17 protein-coding genes are annotated in these 19,064 nt (G+C 72.5%); 8 read left to right on the forward strand and 9 right to left on the reverse strand.

What is annotated here, in order from left to right:
• The first annotated feature begins 8 nt into the window (after positions 1 to 8).
• Positions 9 to 2,582: an aminopeptidase N gene (gene pepN / locus ACIQI8_RS14965; protein WP_402349318.1), complete on the forward strand. Its 2,574-nt coding sequence runs from the start codon at positions 9 to 11 to the stop codon at positions 2,580 to 2,582.
• Positions 2,583 to 2,633: 51 nt separating this feature from the next.
• Here pepN and ACIQI8_RS14970 read toward each other — a convergent pair whose 3' ends face one another.
• The 3 genes from ACIQI8_RS14970 to ACIQI8_RS14980 form a co-directional block, all read right to left on the reverse strand.
• Positions 2,634 to 3,392, reverse strand: a complete 759-nt coding sequence (locus ACIQI8_RS14970) for an SDR family NAD(P)-dependent oxidoreductase (RefSeq protein ID WP_402349321.1) — start codon at positions 3,390 to 3,392, stop codon at positions 2,634 to 2,636.
• 76 nt (positions 3,393 to 3,468) lie between these two features.
• Positions 3,469 to 4,914 (reverse strand): RNA polymerase subunit sigma-70, encoded by a 1,446-nt coding sequence (locus ACIQI8_RS14975; protein ID WP_402350465.1) that lies wholly within the window; start codon positions 4,912 to 4,914, stop codon positions 3,469 to 3,471.
• A 41-nt stretch (positions 4,915 to 4,955) separates the two neighbouring features.
• On the reverse strand, positions 4,956 to 5,876 hold the full coding sequence (locus ACIQI8_RS14980; RefSeq protein WP_402349323.1) for a LysR family transcriptional regulator: 921 nt from the start codon (positions 5,874 to 5,876) through the stop codon (positions 4,956 to 4,958).
• 254 nt (positions 5,877 to 6,130) lie between these two features.
• On the opposite strand from ACIQI8_RS14980, the gene ACIQI8_RS14985 reads away from it, so the two are divergent.
• Positions 6,131 to 7,024, forward strand: coding sequence for an SDR family oxidoreductase (locus ACIQI8_RS14985; protein ID WP_402349326.1), 894 nt, complete (start codon positions 6,131 to 6,133; stop codon positions 7,022 to 7,024).
• Here ACIQI8_RS14985 and ACIQI8_RS14990 read toward each other — a convergent pair.
• The gene (locus ACIQI8_RS14990; protein ID WP_402349329.1) at positions 7,012 to 8,148 is read right to left on the reverse strand and encodes an EamA family transporter; all 1,137 of its coding nucleotides are present in this window, start codon (positions 8,146 to 8,148) and stop codon (positions 7,012 to 7,014) included. The two genes, ACIQI8_RS14985 and ACIQI8_RS14990, sit on opposite strands and share 13 nt — an antisense overlap.
• Positions 8,149 to 8,254: 106 nt before the next feature.
• Between ACIQI8_RS14990 and ACIQI8_RS14995 the strand changes: the two genes are divergently transcribed.
• A complete protein-coding gene (locus ACIQI8_RS14995; RefSeq protein WP_402349331.1) occupies positions 8,255 to 8,758 on the forward strand; it encodes a MarR family winged helix-turn-helix transcriptional regulator in 504 nt (167 codons plus the stop codon).
• A 49-nt stretch (positions 8,759 to 8,807) separates the two neighbouring features.
• On the opposite strand, the gene ACIQI8_RS15000 is transcribed toward ACIQI8_RS14995, so the two are convergent.
• Complete coding sequence (locus tag ACIQI8_RS15000) at positions 8,808 to 10,265, reverse strand: FAD-dependent monooxygenase (protein WP_402349333.1); 1,458 nt, start codon at positions 10,263 to 10,265, stop codon at positions 8,808 to 8,810.
• A gap of 114 nt (positions 10,266 to 10,379) precedes the next feature.
• Between ACIQI8_RS15000 and ACIQI8_RS15005 the strand changes: the two genes are divergently transcribed.
• Entirely contained in the window at positions 10,380 to 11,033 is a 654-nt protein-coding gene (locus ACIQI8_RS15005; protein ID WP_402349336.1) for a TetR family transcriptional regulator, read from the forward strand.
• A gap of 122 nt (positions 11,034 to 11,155) precedes the next feature.
• On the opposite strand, the gene ACIQI8_RS15010 is transcribed toward ACIQI8_RS15005, so the two are convergent.
• From ACIQI8_RS15010 to ACIQI8_RS15020, 3 genes are all read right to left on the reverse strand, one after another.
• Positions 11,156 to 11,419 (reverse strand): hypothetical protein, encoded by a 264-nt coding sequence (locus ACIQI8_RS15010; RefSeq protein WP_402349339.1) that lies wholly within the window; start codon positions 11,417 to 11,419, stop codon positions 11,156 to 11,158.
• Between the two features lie 104 nt (positions 11,420 to 11,523).
• Positions 11,524 to 13,623 carry a 4-alpha-glucanotransferase gene (gene malQ, locus ACIQI8_RS15015; RefSeq protein ID WP_402349342.1) on the reverse strand — a complete coding sequence of 700 codons (2,100 nt, stop codon included), beginning with the start codon at positions 13,621 to 13,623 and terminating at the stop codon, positions 11,524 to 11,526.
• Between the two features lie 29 nt (positions 13,624 to 13,652).
• Positions 13,653 to 13,904 (reverse strand): hypothetical protein, encoded by a 252-nt coding sequence (locus ACIQI8_RS15020; RefSeq protein WP_402349344.1) that lies wholly within the window; start codon positions 13,902 to 13,904, stop codon positions 13,653 to 13,655.
• Positions 13,905 to 14,090: 186 nt separating this feature from the next.
• On the opposite strand from ACIQI8_RS15020, the gene ACIQI8_RS15025 reads away from it, so the two are divergent.
• The 3 genes from ACIQI8_RS15025 (at position 14,091) to ACIQI8_RS15035 (ending at position 16,803) form a co-directional block, all read left to right on the forward strand.
• Positions 14,091 to 14,624 carry a PadR family transcriptional regulator gene (locus ACIQI8_RS15025; RefSeq protein ID WP_402349347.1) on the forward strand — a complete coding sequence of 178 codons (534 nt, stop codon included), beginning with the start codon at positions 14,091 to 14,093 and terminating at the stop codon, positions 14,622 to 14,624.
• The gene (locus ACIQI8_RS15030) at positions 14,621 to 15,319 is read left to right on the forward strand and encodes an ABC transporter ATP-binding protein (RefSeq protein ID WP_402349350.1); all 699 of its coding nucleotides are present in this window, start codon (positions 14,621 to 14,623) and stop codon (positions 15,317 to 15,319) included. Before ACIQI8_RS15025 ends, ACIQI8_RS15030 begins: the two co-directional genes overlap by 4 nt.
• Before the next feature lie 128 nt (positions 15,320 to 15,447).
• A complete protein-coding gene (locus tag ACIQI8_RS15035; RefSeq protein ID WP_402350468.1) occupies positions 15,448 to 16,803 on the forward strand; it encodes an FtsX-like permease family protein in 1,356 nt (451 codons plus the stop codon).
• 111 nt (positions 16,804 to 16,914) lie between these two features.
• Here ACIQI8_RS15035 and ACIQI8_RS15040 read toward each other — a convergent pair whose 3' ends face one another.
• Entirely contained in the window at positions 16,915 to 17,451 is a 537-nt protein-coding gene (locus tag ACIQI8_RS15040; RefSeq protein ID WP_124000013.1) for an HNH endonuclease, read from the reverse strand.
• A gap of 332 nt (positions 17,452 to 17,783) precedes the next feature.
• On the opposite strand from ACIQI8_RS15040, the gene ACIQI8_RS15045 reads away from it, so the two are divergent.
• Positions 17,784 to 18,887, forward strand: a complete 1,104-nt coding sequence (locus ACIQI8_RS15045) for a mechanosensitive ion channel family protein (protein ID WP_402349353.1) — start codon at positions 17,784 to 17,786, stop codon at positions 18,885 to 18,887.
• Positions 18,888 to 19,064 lie beyond the last annotated feature (177 nt).

Genomic DNA, 19,064 nt, shown 5'->3' on the forward strand with positions numbered 1-19,064 from the left:
ATGACCGCGTGCCTGGCACAAACCTGACTCGCGAAGAGGCGCGGCAGCGGGCGAAGCTGCTGACCGTTGACTCGTACGAGATCGATCTCGACCTCTCCGGCGCGCAGGAGGGCGGTACCTACCGGTCCGTGACCACGGTGCGCTTCGATGTCGCCGAGGGCGGCAGCGAGTCGTTCATCGACCTGGTCGCCCCGACGGTCCACGAGGTGACGCTGAACGGCGAGCCGCTGGCGCCCGCCGAGGTGTTCGCGGACTCCCGGATCGCGCTGCCGGGCCTGCTGGAGGGACGCAACGTCCTGCGGGTCGTCGCGGACTGCGCGTACACCAACACCGGTGAGGGCCTGCACCGTTTCGTCGACCCGGTCGACAACCAGGCCTACCTCTACACCCAGTTCGAGGTCCCGGACGCCCGCCGCGTCTTCGCCTCCTTCGAGCAGCCGGACCTGAAGGCGACCTTCCAGTTCACCGTGAAGGCGCCGAGCGGCTGGACCGTCGTCTCCAACTCGCCGACGCCCGAGCCCAAGGACGACGTCTGGGCCTTCGCGCCGACCCCCCGCATCTCGTCGTACATCACCGCGCTCATCGTCGGCCCGTACCACTCCGTGCACAGCGTGTACGAGAAGGACGGGCAGAGCGTGCCGCTCGGCATCTACTGCCGGCCCTCGCTCGCCGAGTTCCTCGACTCCGACGCCATCTTCGAGGTGACCCGGCAGGGCTTCGAGTGGTTCCAGGAGAAGTTCGACTACCAGTACCCGTTCCAGAAGTACGACCAGCTCTTCGTGCCGGAGTTCAACGCGGGCGCGATGGAGAACGCGGGCGCGGTGACCATCCGCGACCAGTACGTCTTCCGCTCCAAGGTGACGGACGCCGCGTACGAGGTCCGCGCGGAGACGATCCTGCACGAGCTGGCCCACATGTGGTTCGGCGACCTGGTCACCATGGAGTGGTGGAACGACCTGTGGCTGAACGAGTCGTTCGCCACCTACACGTCGATCGCCTGCCAGTCCTACCACCCGGACTCCCGGTGGCCGCACTCGTGGACGACGTTCGCCAACTCCATGAAGACGTGGGCCTACCGGCAGGACCAACTGCCCTCCACCCACCCGATCATGGCCGAGATCAACGACCTCGACGACGTGCTCGTCAACTTCGACGGCATCACGTACGCCAAGGGCGCGAGCGTCCTCAAGCAGCTCGTCGCGTACGTCGGCATGGACGAGTTCTTCGCGGGCGTCCAGGCGTACTTCAAGCGCCACGCCTTCGGCAACACCCGCCTGTCCGACCTGCTCGGCGCCCTGGAGGAGACCTCCGGCCGCGACCTCAAGGCCTGGTCGAAGGCGTGGCTGGAGACGGCCGGCATCAACATCCTGCGCCCGGAGATCGAGACGGACGCGGACGGTGTCATCACCGCCTTCGCCGTCCGCCAGGAGGCCCCCGCGCTCCCGGCCGGCGCCAAGGGCGAGCCGACGCTCCGCCCGCACCGCATCGCCGTCGGCCTGTACGAACTCGACGAGGACACCGGCAAGCTGGTGCGCGACGAGCGCGTCGAGCTGGATGTGGACGGCGAGTTGACGGCCGTGCCGCAGCTGGTCGGCAAGCGCCGTCCGGACGTGATCCTGCTCAACGACGACGACCTGTCCTACGCCAAGGTCCGCCTGGACGAGCAGTCGCTGGCCTTCGTCACCGAGCACCTCGGCGACTTCGAGTCCTCCCTGCCCCGCGCCCTGTGCTGGGCGTCGGCCTGGGACATGACCCGCGACGCCGAACTCGCCACCCGCGACTACCTCTCCCTCGTCCTGTCGGGCATCGGCAAGGAGTCCGACATCGGCGTCGTGCAGTCGCTGCACCGCCAGGTGAAGCTGGCGATCGAGCTGTACGCCGACCCGTCCACCCGCGAGGCGCTGCTGACCCGCTGGACCGACGCGACGCTGGCCCATCTGCGGTCCGCGGAGCCGGGCGGCGACCACCAGCTGGCCTGGGCCCGGGCGTTCGCGGCCACGGCCCGTACGCCGGAGCAACTGGACCTGCTGGACGCCCTGTTGGAGGGCACGCAGACGATCGAGGGCCTCGCCGTCGACACCGAGCTGCGCTGGGCGTTCGTGCAGCGCCTCGCCGCGGTCGGCCGCTTCGACGAGGCGGAGATCGCCGGCGAGTACGAGCGGGACAGGACCGCGGCCGGTGAGCGGCACGCGGCCAGCGCCCGTTCGGCCCGGCCGACCGCGGAGGCGAAGGCCGAGGCCTGGGCGTCGGTCGTCGAGTCCGACAAGCTGCCCAACGCCGTCCAGGAGGCGGTCATCGGCGGCTTCGTCCAGACCGACCAGCGCGAGCTGCTGGCGCCGTACACGGAGAAGTTCTTCGAGACGGTCGGCCAGGTCTGGGAGTCGCGTTCGCACGAGATGGCCCAGCAGATCGTGGTCGGCCTCTACCCGTCGATCCAGGTCTCGCAGGACACCCTGGACCGCACGGACGCCTGGCTGGCCTCGGCCGCGCCGGGCGCCTCGCTGCGCCGTCTGATCTCCGAGTCCCGCGCGGGCGTGGAGCGGGCGCTGAAGGCGCAGGCGGCGGACGCGGCCGCCGAGTAGTTCCCGGTACGACGACGGCGGCGCCGGGCACAGTGCCCGGCGCCGCCGTTCTCATCGGGCGACCATCCCGCCGGTGACGTTGACGAACGTGCCCGTGATCCCGGCCGCCTGGTCCGAGGCGAGGAACACGGCCGTGGCGGCGACCTCGTCGAGGGTCGGGTTGCGGCGGGTCATCCGCATCTGGGCGAGGCCCTCGACGATGCCCTGCACGGCGGCCTCGTCGATCGCCGGGTTGACCGCGGCGAGCTTCTCGACGGTGAACGTCTCCGGCACCCCGGCCGCCCACAGCCCCACCGCCCGGACCCCGCGCGGGCCCAGCTCGATCGCCAGGTTCCGCACGAGGGTGTCGACGGCGGCGTCCGCGGGGCCCGTCCCGCCCATCATCGGACTGCCGTGCGCGGAACCGCTGTTGAGGGTGAGGATCACCCCGGAACCCCGCTCGGCCATCCGGCGTCCGGCGGCCCGTGCCGTGATGAAGTTGGCGCGGGCGCCGTTGATCAGCGGGCGCAGGAAGTCGTCCACGGGCAGGTCGGTGAGCGGGGCGCCCTGGACGTCACCGCGCGAGACGAGGTTGAAGGAGATGTCGACGTCACCCACGCCGACGAGGTGCTCCTCCACGGCCGCCTCGTCGAGGGCGTCCACGACGGCGATCTCGGCGTCCTTGAGATCTGCCGCTGCCGTCCGAAGGGTCTCGCGGGTGCGGCCCACGAGGTGGACACGGGCGCCCTGCTCGGCGAAGGCACGGGCGACCGCGCCGCCGATCGAGCCGCCGGCGCCGTAGATGACCGCGGTCTTGTCGGTGAGCAGCATGGTGATCTCCTCGGGATGTGTCTGTGTTCCGTGTCGGACGGCCATACAGACGCACGGGCCCCCGGCCGGTCATCGGTCACAGGCGCAGCGGCAGTCCGAAGGCAGGGAACAGGTGCGGCTCGAAGGACATGATCTCGGCGATCCGGTCGTCCGCGTCGAAGCGCAGCACGTCGAGGACCTGGGCGCGGTAGACGTTCGTGCCGGGCCTGCGGACGTAACCCCCGGTCGCCAGCTGGCCGTTGGCGCGGGCGGGCAGGTTGCGCCAGTGGCCCAGGAACATCGGGGAGGCCGGGTCGAGGTTGGGCCGGACGAAGTCGATGAGGGCGTCGCGGCCGGTGAACCAGAAGGGGTTCGGCGGCATGGTGAGCGTGACGTCCTTGCTGAGCAGGTCGGCCATCGCGGTGAAGTCGAGGCGTTCGACGGCGGCCATGTACCCCTGGAGGACGGCGCGTTGGGCGTCGGTGGGCGCGGCGGCGGTCCAGTCGCCGCGCCGGTCGGGCAGGTGGTCGCGGAGGGTGGGGCGCGCGCGCTGGAGGGCGCTGTTGGCCGAGGCCACGGTCAGGTCGAGGGCCTCGGCGGTCTCGGCGGCGGTCAGCCCGAGCACGTCCCGCAGGATCAGCACGGCGCGCTGGCGGGGCGGGAGGTGCTGGATCGCGGCGAGGAAGACCAGCTCCAGGGTCTCCTTGCCGACGGCGGCGGCTTCGGGCTGCTCCTGCGCCGAGGGCAACTCGTCGTCCGGATAGGGCTGGAGCCAGGTCAGCCGGGCCGGGGCCTCGCCGGTGCCGTGGTTCATGCCGGGGAGGGGCTCGTAGCGCCGCGGGCGGCGGGCGGTACGGCGCTGGAAGTCGAGGCAGGCGTTGGTGGCGATCCGGTACAGCCAGGTCCGGGCGCTCGCCCGCCCCTCGAAGGCGTCCCGGGCCCGCCAGGCCCGCAGGAAGGTCTCCTGCACGAGGTCCTCGGCGTCGTCGTAGGAGCCGGACATGCGGTAGCAGTGCACCTGGATCTCACGGCGATGGGACTCGGTGAGGGCGGCGAAGTCGGTCTCGGTGAGGGTCAGTTGGGGGGCGGAAGTGCGGGAGTCGGGGACGCGGGGCGAGGTGCCTTTCGCGGCAGGGCCGTCGGGGACGGAGTCTTTCGAGGCTGAGCCCCCGAGGGCGGAGCCTTTCGCGGCGGCGCCCTCAGCGGCGGAGCCTTTCGAGGGGAGGACTTCCGTCGCGGGGCCCGGCGTGACGGATTCCCGTGCGGTGTCCCGGGCGGTGCGGGCCACGCGGCGGAGCCGGGCCACGGACGAGGACAGTTCCGTCACGCCGGAGTAGAAGACGGAAGGCGGCTGCGGCACCAACTCCTCCACCTGCCGCCCGATCTCCTTGATCAGCCCGTGCACACTGACCCCGCCGTCCCCCTGCCGTTCCCGGTAGGCCTTCTGCCGGCAGGCGGCGGAACAGTAGACGGAACTCCGGCCCGTACGGCCGTTACGAGCGGGCAGCGGCTTCGCGCAGACCGCGCAGACATCGGCGACCACGGGCACCTCCGGGAATTGCGTCACGCGGGGACGAGGTGACGCTACTGCGGATCGGAACCCGTGAGGTGACCGCGGGCCGCTTTTCTGAAGGCCGTCACCAGGCGGCTCCGGTCGCCCGCACGGGTGGCCAGGGCGACCTGGGCAGGGGGCACTCCGGTCAGGGGGACGACCGTGAGGTCCGGGCGGATCGGTCGGCCTCGCGGGTGCGCGGTGATGGCCACGGCCCGGCCGTCGGCGACGACCTCGAACTTGTCCTCCAGGGCGCCGACGACGGGCCCGTCGGGTGCGCGCCCGCCGTCCGGGCGGGGTTCCAGGCGCCAGAAGGCCTCCCACGCGGGGTCGGCGCCGGGGATCCGGGGCAGCGGCTCGTCGGCGATGTCGTCGACGGTGACGGACTCCTTGCCGGCCAGCCGGTGGTCGAGCGGGAGGACCACGACCCGTTGCTCGTCGTAGAGGACCGTCACCTCCAACCCGGCGCTGGGCAGCGGCAGCCGGGTCACCAGGGCGTCCACCCGGTGGTCGAGCAGGGCCTCACGGGACTCACCGAAACCCAGGTGCCGGGTCTCCACCTCGGCATCGGGGTGCCGGTGGCGCAGTGCGCGCACGGCGGGGGTGACGATCACGCCCGCGGTGTAGCCGACGGTGATCAGGGTCGGCCGGGCGGCGGCACGGGCCTGCGCGGCGGCCTGGGCGGCGGAGTGCAGCAACGCCTCGGCGTGCGGCAGGAACACCTCGCCGGCCTCCGTGAGCCGCGTGCCGCGCGGGGTGCGGTCCAGGAGCCGGGCGCCCACCTGCTGCTCCAGCCGGCGAATCTGCCGGCTCAGGGACGGCTGGGTGGTGTGCAGGGCGTCGGCGGCCCGGCCGAAGTGCCGGTGCTCGGCCACGGCGGTGAAGTAGCGGACCAACCGGAGGTCGAGGTGAGGGTCGCGGTCGGCGTCGGGGGTGTCGTCCGAGCGGGGCATGCCTCCACCGTACCGCCACGGCCTGGGGTGATGCCCGAAACGTATTGCGTGATACGGAACAGGCCTTGGACGCGGAGCGGTGCCCCTCCGGACGATGGAGACACCGGCCTCCTCATCTCAGGAGGCACAACGCCTCCTCATCTCCGGGGGCACCGGACCTCCTCATTCCGGAGGCACCGCACCTCCACTTTCCGGAGGCACCACACCTCCGCTCCCCGGAGGCGCGGCCCCTCCTTTCCTCCGAAGGACACACCATGCGCGTATTCGTCACGGGCGCCACCGGCTTCATCGGTTCCGCCCTGGTCCACGAACTCCTCGGCGCCGGTCACCGGGTCACCGGCCTCGCCCGCTCGGAACGGTCCGCCGCGGCGCTGGTGGACGCCGGGGCCGAGGTACTGCACGGGAGCCTCGACGACCTCGACAGCCTGGCCAAGGGCGCCGCGTCCGCCGACGCGGTGGCCCATCTGGCGTTCATCCACGACTTCTCGGACTTCGAGGCGTCCTGCGCGGCGGACCTGCGGGCCATCGAGACGATCGGCGCCGCGCTCGAAGGCTCCGGCAAGCCCTTCGCGATCGCCTCGGGAACGGCGGGGCTGCGACCCGGGCAGCTCGTGACCGAGGACTACACGCCACAGGGCGAGTGGTTCGGCACGCCCAGGCTGCGGTCGGAGACCACCGCGTTGGGACTCGCGGACCACGGGGTCCGCTCGTCCTCCGTGCGCCTGGCACCCACCGTGCACGGCGTGGGCGACCACGGCTTCGTCCACCTGCTGATCGAGATCGCCCGCGCCAAGGGCTTCTCGGCGTACGTCGGTGACGGCACCAACCGCTGGCCCGCCGTGCACCGCCTGGACGCGGCCCGTCTGTTCCGGCTGACGCTCGAAGGGGCTCCGGCGGGCACCCGGGTGCACGCGATCGCCGAGGAGGGCATCGCGTTCCGGGCCATCGCCGAGACCATCGGCCGCCGCCTGGACCTGCCGACCGAAGCCGTCTCATCCGAGGAAGCCGCCGCCCACTTCGGGTGGATCGGCCCCATCGCCGCCCTCGACATGCCCGCGTCCAACGAACTGACCCGCGAGCGCCTGGGCTGGCAGCCCACGGAGCCCGGTCTCATCGCCGACCTGGAGGCGGGTCACTACTTCGGCTGAGGAGCGCCGGCGTGGGCGGTGGGGCCGGCGACGGGAACGGGGACGGCTGCCGCGCGGGCCGCTGAATCGGCCGATGCCCTGGCCGCTGACTCCGCTGATGCCGCCGACGCCCGGGCCGCCGATCCGGCTGCTGCCGGGGCCACCGGTTCCCCTGCGGCTCGGGCCACCGGTCCAGCCGACGCCCGCCCGCCTTCTCCTCGCCCCGCCACGGCACGCGGCCACACCGTGCCCGCCGTGCCCGACTTCCCCACCGGACCGCCCCGCGCTCCCCCCGACTGCCCCGCCACCGTCGCCCCGAACGCCAGCGCCATCCCGGCCAGTTGGACCGCCGTCAGCGCCTGCCCGAGGGCGGACCAGCCGACGATCGCCGCGGTCAGCGGAGAGAGCGGGCCGAGGAAGGTGACCTGCGTGGCGGTGAGGCGGCCGATGCCGCGGAACCAGAGCCAGTAGGCGAGGGCGGTGTTGGCGAGGGCGAGATAGAGGTAGCCGCCGACCGCGCGGCCGTCGAGCGCCGGTGGGGCGCCCTCGACCAGGAGCGCGAGCGGGGCGATGAGCAGACCGCCCGCGGTCAACTGCCAGGCGGTGAGCGCCAGCGGGCCCACGCCCTCGGGCCGGCCCCACTTCTTGGTGAGCACCGTGCCGGTCGACATGGACGCGGTCGAGGCGACGGCGGCCAGCACCCCGACGGGGTCCAGCGCCCCCGCCGCCTTCAGTACGACCAGACTGACCCCGAACGCGGCCACGATCCCGGCGACCAGCGCCCGCCCCGTCGGACGCTGCCCCAGCAACAGCGCCGAGAGCCCGATCACGAACAGCGGCCCCACCGAGCCGACCACCGCCGCCATCCCGCCGGGCATCCGGTACGCGGACAGGAACAGCAGCGGAAAGAACGCGCCGATGTTCAGCGCACCGAGCACCGCCGCCTTCGCCCACCAGATGCCGCGCGGCAGCACCCGGGCCAGTGCCAGCAGGACCAGCCCGGCGGGCAGCGCGCGCATCAGCCCGGTGAACAACGGCCGGTCCGGCGGCAGGAACTCGGTGGCCACGGCGTAGGTGGTGCCCCAGGAGACGGGCGCGAGGGCGGTGAGGACGATCAGGGTCGAACGCCGGCTTGCGGTGGCCATGGGACGCACCCTTCGAGATAGGTCGGTGCTAATTAGCTTAGCGCTAAGCGACTTACCGTCAAGCCACTTTCTTGCGGCCGATCGACCCACGGCGGATACTCGACGCATGACCCACAAAGACCCCGTCGACGCGATCGTCGAGCAGTGGGCGGCGGTGCGACCCGATCTCGACACCGCCGCGATGGAGGTCTTCGGGCGGATCTTCCGGCTCTCCCGGGAGATGGGCGACCGCATGGAGAAGGCGTACGCGCCCTACGGCATCGCCCGCGGCGAGTTCGACGTGCTGGCCACCCTGCGCCGCTCGGGCGCACCGCACGCCCTCTCGCCCCGCCAGCTCTCGGCGACCCTGATGCTCACCACGGGCGGCATGACCGGCCGCCTCGACAAACTCGAACGGGCCGGACTGCTCCGCCGCTCCCCCGACCCGCACGACCGCCGGGCCCTCCAGGTCACCCTGACCGAGAAGGGGTTGGACATCGTCGACCGCGCGGTCGCCGCCGGCCTCGCCGTCGAGACGGAGGCCCTGTCCACCCTCGACGCCGAACAGGCCGGCCAACTGGCCGACCTGCTCCGGGAGTTGCTCGCGGGGACACAGAACACCCAGCGCTAGCGGGCCCGTTCGGTCCCCTTCGGACCCGTCCAGGCGCCTCCGGTCCCGTTCAGCCCACGTGCGCGGCGAGCGCCCGCTCGATCGCCGGTGCGTCCGCGGCCTCCGCCGCCCAGGCCACGTATCCGTCGGGCCGCACCAGCACGGTTGTACGGCGCCGGCTCGCCCAGCGTTCCACGGCCAGCAGGTCCTTGCGGGCGCCCTGACCCTCGTACCCCTCCGGTTCTTCGTGACCCTCCGGCGTGATCAGTACGAACCGGCCGCCGCGCAGGGCCTCGTACAGACGGCCGCCGTCCTTCAGGGCGACGTCCGGGGCGCGGGTGCCGGTGAGGCGGTGGGCGCCTCGGGGGGCCGGGTAGGCGTAGCCGATGCCGGAGACCTGGGCGAGGGCCTTGCGCTGGACGGGGCGGGCCACGTTGACGAAGGCCGAGACCAGACCGCGGACGGCGCGCAGCACCGGGCTCTGCGCGCGGGCGAGGCGGACCAGACCGCCGCTGCTGCGCAGGACCGCCTTGCCGACCGGGTGCCGTTCGGACTGGTAGGTGTCGAGCAGACCCTCGGGCGCCCGGCCCCGGAGCGCCGCGGCGAGTTTCCAGCCGAGGTTGGCCGCGTCCTGGAGGCCGGTGTTCATGCCCTGGCCGCCGGCCGGGGAGTGGACGTGTGCCGCGTCCCCCGCGAGGAAGACCCGCCCGACCCGGTACTGCGGGGCCTGGCGCTCGTCGCTGTGGAAGCGGGAGAGCCAGCGGGCGTCGTGCATGCCGAAGTCGGTGCCCAGGGCGCGCCGGGTGACCTCCTTGATCTCGTCGAGGTCGAGCGGGGCGTCGTCGGCCACCTCGTTGCGCCGGTTCCAGCCCATGACCCGGTACCAGCCGTCGCCGAAGGAGGCGATCATCGCGAAGGCGTCGCCCGCGCCGTTGACGGTGAGCACGCCCTCGGGCGGTCGCGCGAGCCGCACGTCCGCCAGGAACAGCGACTTGATGACGGAGACGCCGGGGAAGGGCAGCCCCACGGCCTGCCGTACGGCGCTGTGATGGCCGTCCGCGCCGACGACATACGCGGCCCGCCGGGTGCCGACCGTGCCGTCCGCGCCACGGACGTCGAGGTCGACCCCCTCGTCGTCCTGCCGCAGCCCCACGACCTCGGCCCGGTACTCGAACACGACCCCCGCCTCGCGCGCCCGCCGCTCCAGCAGCCGCTCGACCTCGTACTGCGGGGTGATCAGCAGGAACGGGAACCGGGACGGCAGCGTGCCCAGATCCAGCGTGAGCCGCCGGAAGAGGCGCAGGCCGGTGATGGTGTCGCCGGTGGCGATCAACTGATCGGCCAGTCCGCGGGCGTCGAGCTGCTCCAGGGTGCGGGCGTGCACACCGAAGGCCCGGGACAGGTTGCTGGTCTCGTGCGGGCGCTTCTCGAGAAGGGTGACGGGGACGCCGGCGCCGGCGAGGTCACCGGCCAGCAGCAGGCCTGTGGGGCCGGATCCGACGACGATCACGGGAGTAGTGGTGGACATGGCGACCTCCTGATGCCAACGCCTGTTTGCCAACGCTTGTTGACGAACATAGACGCACGTCGGCATGGAAGTCAACATGCGTTGGCAAACAGATGTTGGCCTACACTCGTAGGCATGAACGGGAGCGAAACCGCAGGCACCACACGCACCGAAGCCGCCACAGGCACCACAGGCACCACAGGCACCACAGGCACCGAAGCCGCCGCAGGCACTCCGCGCCGCCGCTCCGACGGCACGCGCGACGCGATCCTCGCCGCGGCCCGCGAACGCTTCGCGGCCGACGGGTACGAGCGCGCCACCATCCGCGCCATCGCCAAGGACGCACACATCGACCCCTCGATGGTGATGCGCTACTACGGCAACAAGGAGGGCCTCTTCGCGGCGGCCGTCTCCGTCGACCTGGAGCTGCCGGACATCGGCGCGCTGCGCCGGCAGGACGTCGGCGAGGTCCTCGTCAAGCACTTCCTCGCCATGTGGGAGGAGAGCGAGGTACTCACCGCCCTGCTCCGGGTCGGCGCCACCAGTGAGGCCGGGGCCATGCGGATGCAGGCCGTCTTCCGCGACCAGTTGCTGCCCATCGCCCGCCAGGTGTGCCCGGACCCCGAGCAGGTCCCGACCCGGGCCGCGCTGTGCGCGACGCAGTTGCTGGGGCTCGCGCTGACCCGTTACGTGCTGCGGCTGCCGCCGGTCGTGGCGCTGGCCCGCGAGGAGATCGTGGCGTGGCTGGCGCCCACGGTCCAGCGGTACCTGACCAGGCCGAGCCCCTGAAACACGCCGAGGGCGCCGTCCTCGCGGTGCGTACGGCGGATGCGCGTACGTACGGCGGGGACGGCGCCCTCAGTGAGGAAGCGCGGTGAGAAGTGCGGTGAGAAGTGCGGTGAGGAGTGCGGTCAAACCTTCGCCTTGGCCGGAGACTTCGTCTTCGGCTCGCGGTCCTTGGACTTGTCCAGGGCCAGCACCAGACCCGCGATGATCGCGAACAGGGCGAGCGGCGTCAGCACGTAGAGACTCAGCGTCTCGATGACGCTGAGGCCGTGGCCGGGGTCGTCGCCGTCGTCGCGCGTCAGCGCGAGCGCGGGGGACGACATGAGCAGCATCATCAGCGTCGTTCCGGCAGCCAGGGCGCCGGCGCGCAGGGCGTTCTTCTTGTCCACGATCACAAAAGTATCGAACGACCAATGGGGACGCTCGCCCGGGGGTGCCGTACGAGGGGCGCCCCGGCCCGGAGCCCGGTGCGCCCCGACCTCTCACCGCCTCCTCACCCCGCCCGGATCACCTCGATCAGGGCGTGCAGTCGCGGTGAGGCCGCGAGTTCCTCCAGCGTGACCGGGCGGCCGTCCGCGTCCGCGATGGGCAGCCGCCAGTTCGGGTACTGGTCCCAGGTGCCCGGCAGGTTCTGCGGCCGGCGGTCGCCGACCGTGTCCGGGAGCCAGATGCCGATCAGATGGGCCGGGGTGCGCAGCAGGAAGCGGTGGACGGCCTGGATCTCCGCCTCCTCGGTGGAGGTGCTGTGGCCGCCGCCGGTGCCGTGCAGCAGGCCGAGCCTGGCGAGCAGGGCCAGCCACTCCCCCGTGTCCGCGGCCGCCTCGGCCCGCTCCTCGTCGACCGGGCGGGTCAACAGGCCCAGGCGGTCGCGGAGTTCGACGTGTTCGCCGGTGAGACGGGCGGCGGTGGAGGGCAGGTCGTGGGTGGTGGCGGTGGCGAGGCAGTCGGCGCGCCAGTTCTCCGGCGGCACGGGACGGCCGTCGCCCTCCCAGTCCCGCTCGAACCACAGCACGGACGTGCCGAGCACTCCGCGCTCGCGCAGCGCCTCCCGCACGCCGGGCTCCACGGTCCCGAGGTCCTCGCCGATCACGAAGGACCCGGCGCGCTCGGCCTCCAGCACGAGGACGGCGAGCATGGCCTCGGCGTCGTAGCGGACGTAGGTGCCCTCCGTGGGCGGGCGGCCCTGCGGGACCCACCAGAGGCGGAACAGTCCCATGACGTGGTCGATGCGCAGGGCGCCGGCGTAGCGGAACAGGGCGCGCAGGAGCCGGCGGTAGGGCGCGTAGCCCGACTCGGCGAGGCGGTCGGGGCGCCAGGGCGGCAGGCCCCAGTCCTGGCCGCGGGAGTTGAAGGCGTCGGGCGGGGCGCCCACCGACATGCCGGCGGCGAAGTACTCCTGCTGCGCCCAGGCGTCGGCGCCCAGCGGGTGCACGCCGACCGCGAGGTCGTGGACGAGCCCGACCGGCATGCCGGATTCGCGTGCGGTGCGCTGGGCGGCGGTGAGTTGGGCGTCGGTGAGCCAGGCGAGCCGGCAGTGGAAGTCGACGCGGTCCATCAACTCCCCGCGGGCACGCGCGGTTTCGGCCGAGCGGGGGTCGCGCAGACCTTCGGGCCAGCGGCTCCAGTCGGCGCCGTGCACCTCGGCGAGGGCGTACCAGGTCGCGTGGTCCTCCAGCGCCTCGCCCTCGCGGGCCAGGAAGTCGACGTACTCCGCGCGTCGGCCGGGCCCCAGCGGCACCTCGCGGATCAGCTCCAGCGCCTCCCGCTTCAGTTCCCAGACCGCGTCTCGGTCGATCAACTCGTCCTTCGCCAGCACCGATTCGCGCAGCCGTCCAGCCCGCTCCAGGAGCGTCCGCAGCCGCTCGGGCTCGGTGACGTAGGCGTACTCGGGGACGTCCTCGACGCGCAGGTGGACGGGGTCGGGGAAGCGGCGGGAGGAGGGGCGGTAGGGGGACGGGTCGGTGGGCGGTCCCGGTACGGCCGCGTGCAGGGGGTTGACCTGGATGAAGCCGGCGCCGAGCGCACGTCCCGCCCAGGCGCTCAGTTCGCCGAGGTCCCCCAAGTCGCCCATGCCCCAGGAGCGTTGGGAGAGCAGGGAGTAGAGCTGGACGAGCAGTCCGTACGAGCGTCCGGTGGGCGTGGGCAGATGGGCCGGGGCGACGACCAGGTGGGCCTCGGCGGTGCGGCCGTCGGGTGAGTCGGCGGTCAGCCGGTGGACGCCGTGCGGGAGTTGGTCGGTGTCGGCGCGCGTGTCGCCCTGCTCGGTCTCGATCCGCAGCCGGGTGCCGGCCGGGAGAGCGTCGAGGGCAGGGGACGTACCGCCGCTCCACACGACCACGGTCGGGGGCAGCAGCCGCTCCGCCAGTTCCCGCTCCCGGGCGTCGAGCGCGGCGCGGGCCGCCTCCGGGCCGCTCGCGTCGACGCCGAGGGCCGCCAGGGCGAGGGTGACGGCGGTGGCGGAGGCCATGACCGTACGGTCCGGGGACGGACTGTAGGAGCCGGCGACGCCGTACAGCGCGGCCAGCCGGGAGAGGTCCTCGGCGTACGGGTCCTCGGCGGACGGTTCGGGTGCGGCCGGCCCCTGTGCGCTCATCCACGGCCTCCTGGCGCCTGCGCGGTCATCTACAGCGCCGTGAATTCCGGCTCTACGTCGGCGAACGGCGCCGACTCGCTGGTCAGCGAGGACGCGTCGGCGAGCGGCGGCTCACTGGTCAGGGGCTCGGCGTCGGGCAGCGGAGGTTCGCTGGTCAGCGGGGTCTCGGCGCAGGCTCCGTCCGCGCTGAAGGCGCACGGATCCGCCTCGGGTTTGGAGAGAGGGTGGGCGAGTGCGGCCACGAGGGCCTCCTTGTCGGGTACGGCGAGCTCTGCGGGCATCCGGAGCCCTACCCAGTGGACGCCACGGCAGACGTGAGAGGGGGGACTACGTGCCTCTCCTCACATTTTGCGTCGAGTCGGCGCCGGCCGTACCCGGAGACGGCGGTGCGGTCACCGGGAGGCCGCCGGAAGGCCGCCGAGTCTCACTATTCACTCAGTACATGTATCGCGTGCATAATGATCGCCATGAGCACCCGCCACATCCTGCTGGGGCTGCTCGCCTCGGGGCCGAGCCATGGCTACGACCTCAAGCGACGGCACGACGAACGCTTCCCGCAGGCCCGTCCCCTCGCCTACGGGCAGGTCTACACGACCCTGCAGCGCCTGGTCCGGGACGGCCTCGCGGAGGTCGAGGGCACCGACTCGGACGGCGGTCCGGAGCGGACCAAGTACCGCTGGACCGAGGAGGGGGAGCGTGAACTGGCCGAGTGGGCGCGGGAGATCGCCCCGCCCGCGCCCTTCGTGACGAACGAGATCTTCGCCAAGGTCGTCGTCTCGATCCTGTCCGGCGGTGACGCGGACGCGTATCTGCGCGCCCAACGCGCCGCCCACCTGGAGCGGATGCGCGAGCTGACGGCGGTGAAGACCGCGCGCGGAGCCGATCTCGCGACCGTGCTCTCGGCCGACTACGCCCTCAACCACCTTGACGCCGACCTGCGGTGGATGACCACCACCGGGGTCCGGCTCACCACTCTGATCGCGGAGGTAGACGCAGCATGAGCGACAAGGGGGGCGAGGCGGTGCCGCTGCTGGCGGCCCGTGACCTCGTCAAGGCGCACGGCAGGACCGAGGCCCTGCGCGGCGCGTCGGTCGAGCTGCGGGACGGCGAGCTGCTCGCCGTGACCGGCCCGAGCGGCAGCGGGAAGTCCACGCTGCTGCACTGTCTCGCCGGGATCGTCCGCCCGGACGCGGGCTCGGTGACGTATGCCGGGCAGCGGCTGGACGAGCTGCCGGAGAAGCGGCTGAGCGAGCTGCGGCGGACCGAGTTCGGGGTGGTGTTCCAGTTCGGGCAGCTGATACCCGAGCTGACGGCGCTGGACAATGTGGCGCTGCCGCTGCTGCTGGCGGGTGCCTCGCGTTCGGAGGCGCACGCCGGGGCCGACGAGTGGCTGGAGCGCTTCGGGGTGCGCGGCCAGGAGGACCTGCGTCCCGGCGAGATGAGCGGCGGCCAGGCCCAACGGGTCGCGCTGGCCCGGGCGTTGGTGACCACGCCGCGGATCGTCTTCGCGGACGAGCCGACGGGAGCGCTCGACTCCCTGACGACCGAGCAGGTGATGACGGCCCTGGTCCAGACGGCCCGCGACACGGGCACCGCGGTCGTCCTCATCACCCACGACGACCAGGTGGCGGCTTACGCGGACCGGGAGATACGCCTGACGGACGGGGCCGTGGCCGCTCAGGGGGTGGCGGCGTGAGCGGGGGCACGGGCAGGAGCGTCGGCCTCGGGGGCGGCCAGGGGGCCGGTGGGGGCGGTGGCACCCGAACCGGCGGACATGGCGGGACCGGCGCCGCCCACCCGCGCCGAAGGCCCAGCGGCGGCGTGCTGTTCGCCGATCTCCGGCTCGCCTTCCTGCTCACCCGGGGTTCCGATCGGCGGGAGTGGTGGCGGGTCGGGCTCACCGCGGTGGGGGCGGCGCTGGCGACGGGGATCGGGCTGGGGATCGTAGCGCTGCTGTCGTTGGACGGGTGGTACTCCGTGTCCTTCGGGTCGGGGCTGTTCGACTCGCCCAGTGACCGGCGGAACGTGAGCCTGGCGCTGGGGCTGCTGCTCCTTCCGGTGCTCGGGTTCCTCGGCCAGTGCGCGCGGATCGGGGCGGTGCACCGGGACCGGCGGCTGGCCGCGCTGCGGCTTGCGGGCGCCGCGCCCTGGCAGGTGCGGCGGATCGCGGCGCTGGAGTCGGGGCCCGCCGCGCTGGCCGGTTCGGCGCTCGCCACCGCCGTCTTCGTGCCGGTGCTGCTGCGCACGTGGTCGAGCCCGACCGCCGCGGCCTGGGCCGGGATCGCGCTGGTCGCGGTGGGCGTGCCGGTGCTGGGCGCGGCCGTGGGCGCGGTGTCGCTGCGCCGGGTGGTGGCCGATCCGCTGGGCCGGGTGCGGCGGACGCGGCCGGCGCGGGGGCCGGGGCGGCTGTTCCGCACGGTGACCTGGCTGCTGGTGGCGCTGTTGCTGGTCATCGCCGTGACACCGGTGACCGGCAGCCCCGTCTCCTTCGGTCTGGGCCCGGTCACGGTGATCGCCCTGGCCGTGCTGGGCAGCCTCACCGCGATCTGGCTGTCCGGCGCCTCCTCCCGTCAGCTGGGCGAGGGCCTCGCGGCCGGCACCGGGCGCCCCGCGCTGCTCATCGCCGCGGAGCGGCTGCGCGAGGACCCCTGGGCCACCGCCCGTACGCACGCGGCGGTGCTGCTGGTGACGGTCGTCGGCTCGGGCTTCGTCGGCGTACGGCAGGTGCTGCTCGCGGAACTGGACGAAAGCCGCCGCGAGGGCACCATCGCGGCGGACATGGCCTACTACACGACCGGCATCGACCTCACCGGCGCCGCGATCCTCGTCACCCTCGCGCTCGTCCTGACCGGCCTGGCCGTCACTACCGCCGAGTCCCTGGCCACCCGGCGCCGGGGCCTGGCCGCGCAGGCCGCCGCCGGGGTGCCGCACTCCGTACTGGCCCGGGCGCTGCTCCTGGAGACCGCGCTGCCGCTGACCCCGGCGATCACGGTGGCCGGCCTCGGCGGTCTGGCGATCGGCATCTGGTACGGCTCCGCCACGTCGGCGGACTCCCTGCCCGTGCCGTTCAGCGCGCTCCTGGTCCCCATCGCCGTGTACGCGGCCTGTCTGCTGGCGGCGGCCACCTCGCTGCCCCTGCTGCGCCGCTCGGTCCGCCCGGCGGAGCTGCGGCACGCGTGAGCCCATGACGGTCCGCCCCCGGGAGCACGAGGGGCTCCCGAGGACGGACCGGGCACGGTGCCGCATCCGCCGTACCCCTGCTGACCAGGGGATATGCGAAAGCCCGGATCGTCAGGCGGATATGCCGTCGATCCGGGCCACAGCGTCTTCCGCGCCGTACGGTTGCAAATACGGCATCCAGCGCGGGTCCCTGTGTCCGGTCCCGATGATGCGCCAGGCCAGTCCGGAGGGTGGGGCGGGTTTGTGGCGCAGCCGCCAGCCGATCTCGAAGAGGTGTCGGTCGGCCTTCACGTGGTTGCAGCGGCGGCAGGACGCCACCACGTTGTCCCAGACGTGCTTGCCCCCGCGGCTGCGCGGAATGACATGGTCGACGCTGGTTGCGACGCCACCGCAGTACATGCACCGGCCCCCGTCACGCGCGAACAGCGCCCGCCGGGTAAGAGGAACGGGCCCCCGATAGGGAACCCGTACGAATCGCTTGAGCCGGACCACGCTGGGTGCGGGGACAGTGACGGTTGCGCTGTGCATAAAGGCGCCGGATTCCTCCAAGGCGACAGCCTTGTTCTCCAGGACGAGGACGAGCGCGCGGCGGAGCGGTACGACGCCGAGTGGCTCGTACGACGCATTGAGTACCAGGACGTGCGGCACGGATGCCTCCTTGTGCGTCGGCGGCGCGTGGCTCGCGCCGGGACGATCTGTAGCCAGTCTCCCCTCATGCCTGGTGGAAGCGCCACCATGTCCCGGTAACGGGCTGGGAGTGTTTTCGACCACATCCGAAGCATGCCCCGGGAGGGGAATGCTTCTTCCCACCTGTACTTCCCCGCGCGGGCACGGTCCCTCCCCGGAAGACGGCAACAATCCTCGCGCGATGCCCCGATAGTGTGGTGGACCTGTCCCGCCGGTGACCTTTTCGTGACCTGAGAGCCCGAGACCTTGACCGCCGGCCGGTGGGGCGGAGGCTGCACCTGGAGGTACCTGCCGTGTCCTTGTCCGCCGTCCTACTGGCCGCCGGCCCGTCGCCGTCACCGACCCCCTCGGAGTCGACGACCCCGGCGGTGCCCTCGCTCCAGGACGCCCAGGAAAGCGCGACCAACGCCGCCAGCTGGGTCGAGCAGAACTGGTCCACATGGCTGGCGATCGGCCTGCGGGTGCTGCTCATCCTGGTGATCGCCGGGGTGCTGAGAATCTTCGTGCGGCGGGCGATCACCAAGCTGATCGACCGGATGACCCGCACCGTGCAGGCGGTGGACGGCACCGCGCTCGGCGGTCTGCTGGTCAACGTCGAGCGGCGCCGGCAGCGGTCCCAGGCGATCGGCTCGGTGATGCGCTCGGTGGCGAGCTTCCTGATCCTCGGCACGGCCGCGCTGATGATCCTCGGCACCTTCCAGATCAACCTCGCCCCGCTGCTGGCCTCCGCCGGTGTCGCGGGCGTCGCGATCGGTTTCGGTGCCCGCAACCTCGTCACCGACTTCCTCTCCGGGGTCTTCATGATCCTGGAGGACCAGTACGGCGTCGGCGACCAGATCGACTCGGGCGTCGCGTCCGGCGAGGTGATCGAGGTCGGCCTGCGCGTGACCAAGCTGCGCGGTGACAACGGCGAGATCTGGTACGTCCGCAACGGCGAGATCAAGCGCATCGGCAACCTCTCCCAGGGCTGGGCGACCGCGGGCGTCGACGTGACCGTCAAGGCGTCCGAGGACCTGGACAAGGTCAAGGCCACCCTCGACGAGGTCGCCGAGAAGATGACCGCCGAGGAGCCCTGGAACGAGCTCCTGTGGAGCCCGATCGAGGTGCTCGGCCTGGACAGCGTCCTGCTGGACTCGATGGTCGTGCGGGTCACCGCCAAGACGATGCCCGGCAAGTCCCTCTCGGTCGAGCGCGAGCTGCGCTGGCGGATCAAGCGGGCCTTCGACGCGGCGGACATCCGCATCGTCGGCGGCGCCACGGCCCCTCTCGAGGACAGCGAGACCCCCGACCCGACGGCGGCCGTTGCGGCCCCCTCGGTGTACGCCAACGCGGACTCCCCGCAGGCGGCGGCCGCGTCGCCGATAGTCCAGCAGCGGCCATCGACGCCCGCGAAGTGACCCGCCGGCGCGCGACCGCCCCCCAGGTAACGAGTCTGTTGCCTCGGGGGCGGTTTCTATTGACGCCCCCTTCGCACCGGGCTTACGTTCCTTTCCAGCCAATAGGAAACTTTCCTAACAGTGATCACCCGCCGACTGCGAACATGGTCGGGAACATGATCACCGGATGGACTTCCA

Source organism: Streptomyces sp. NPDC092369, from assembly GCF_044755245.1.
Taxonomy (GTDB): domain Bacteria; phylum Actinomycetota; class Actinomycetes; order Streptomycetales; family Streptomycetaceae; genus Streptomyces.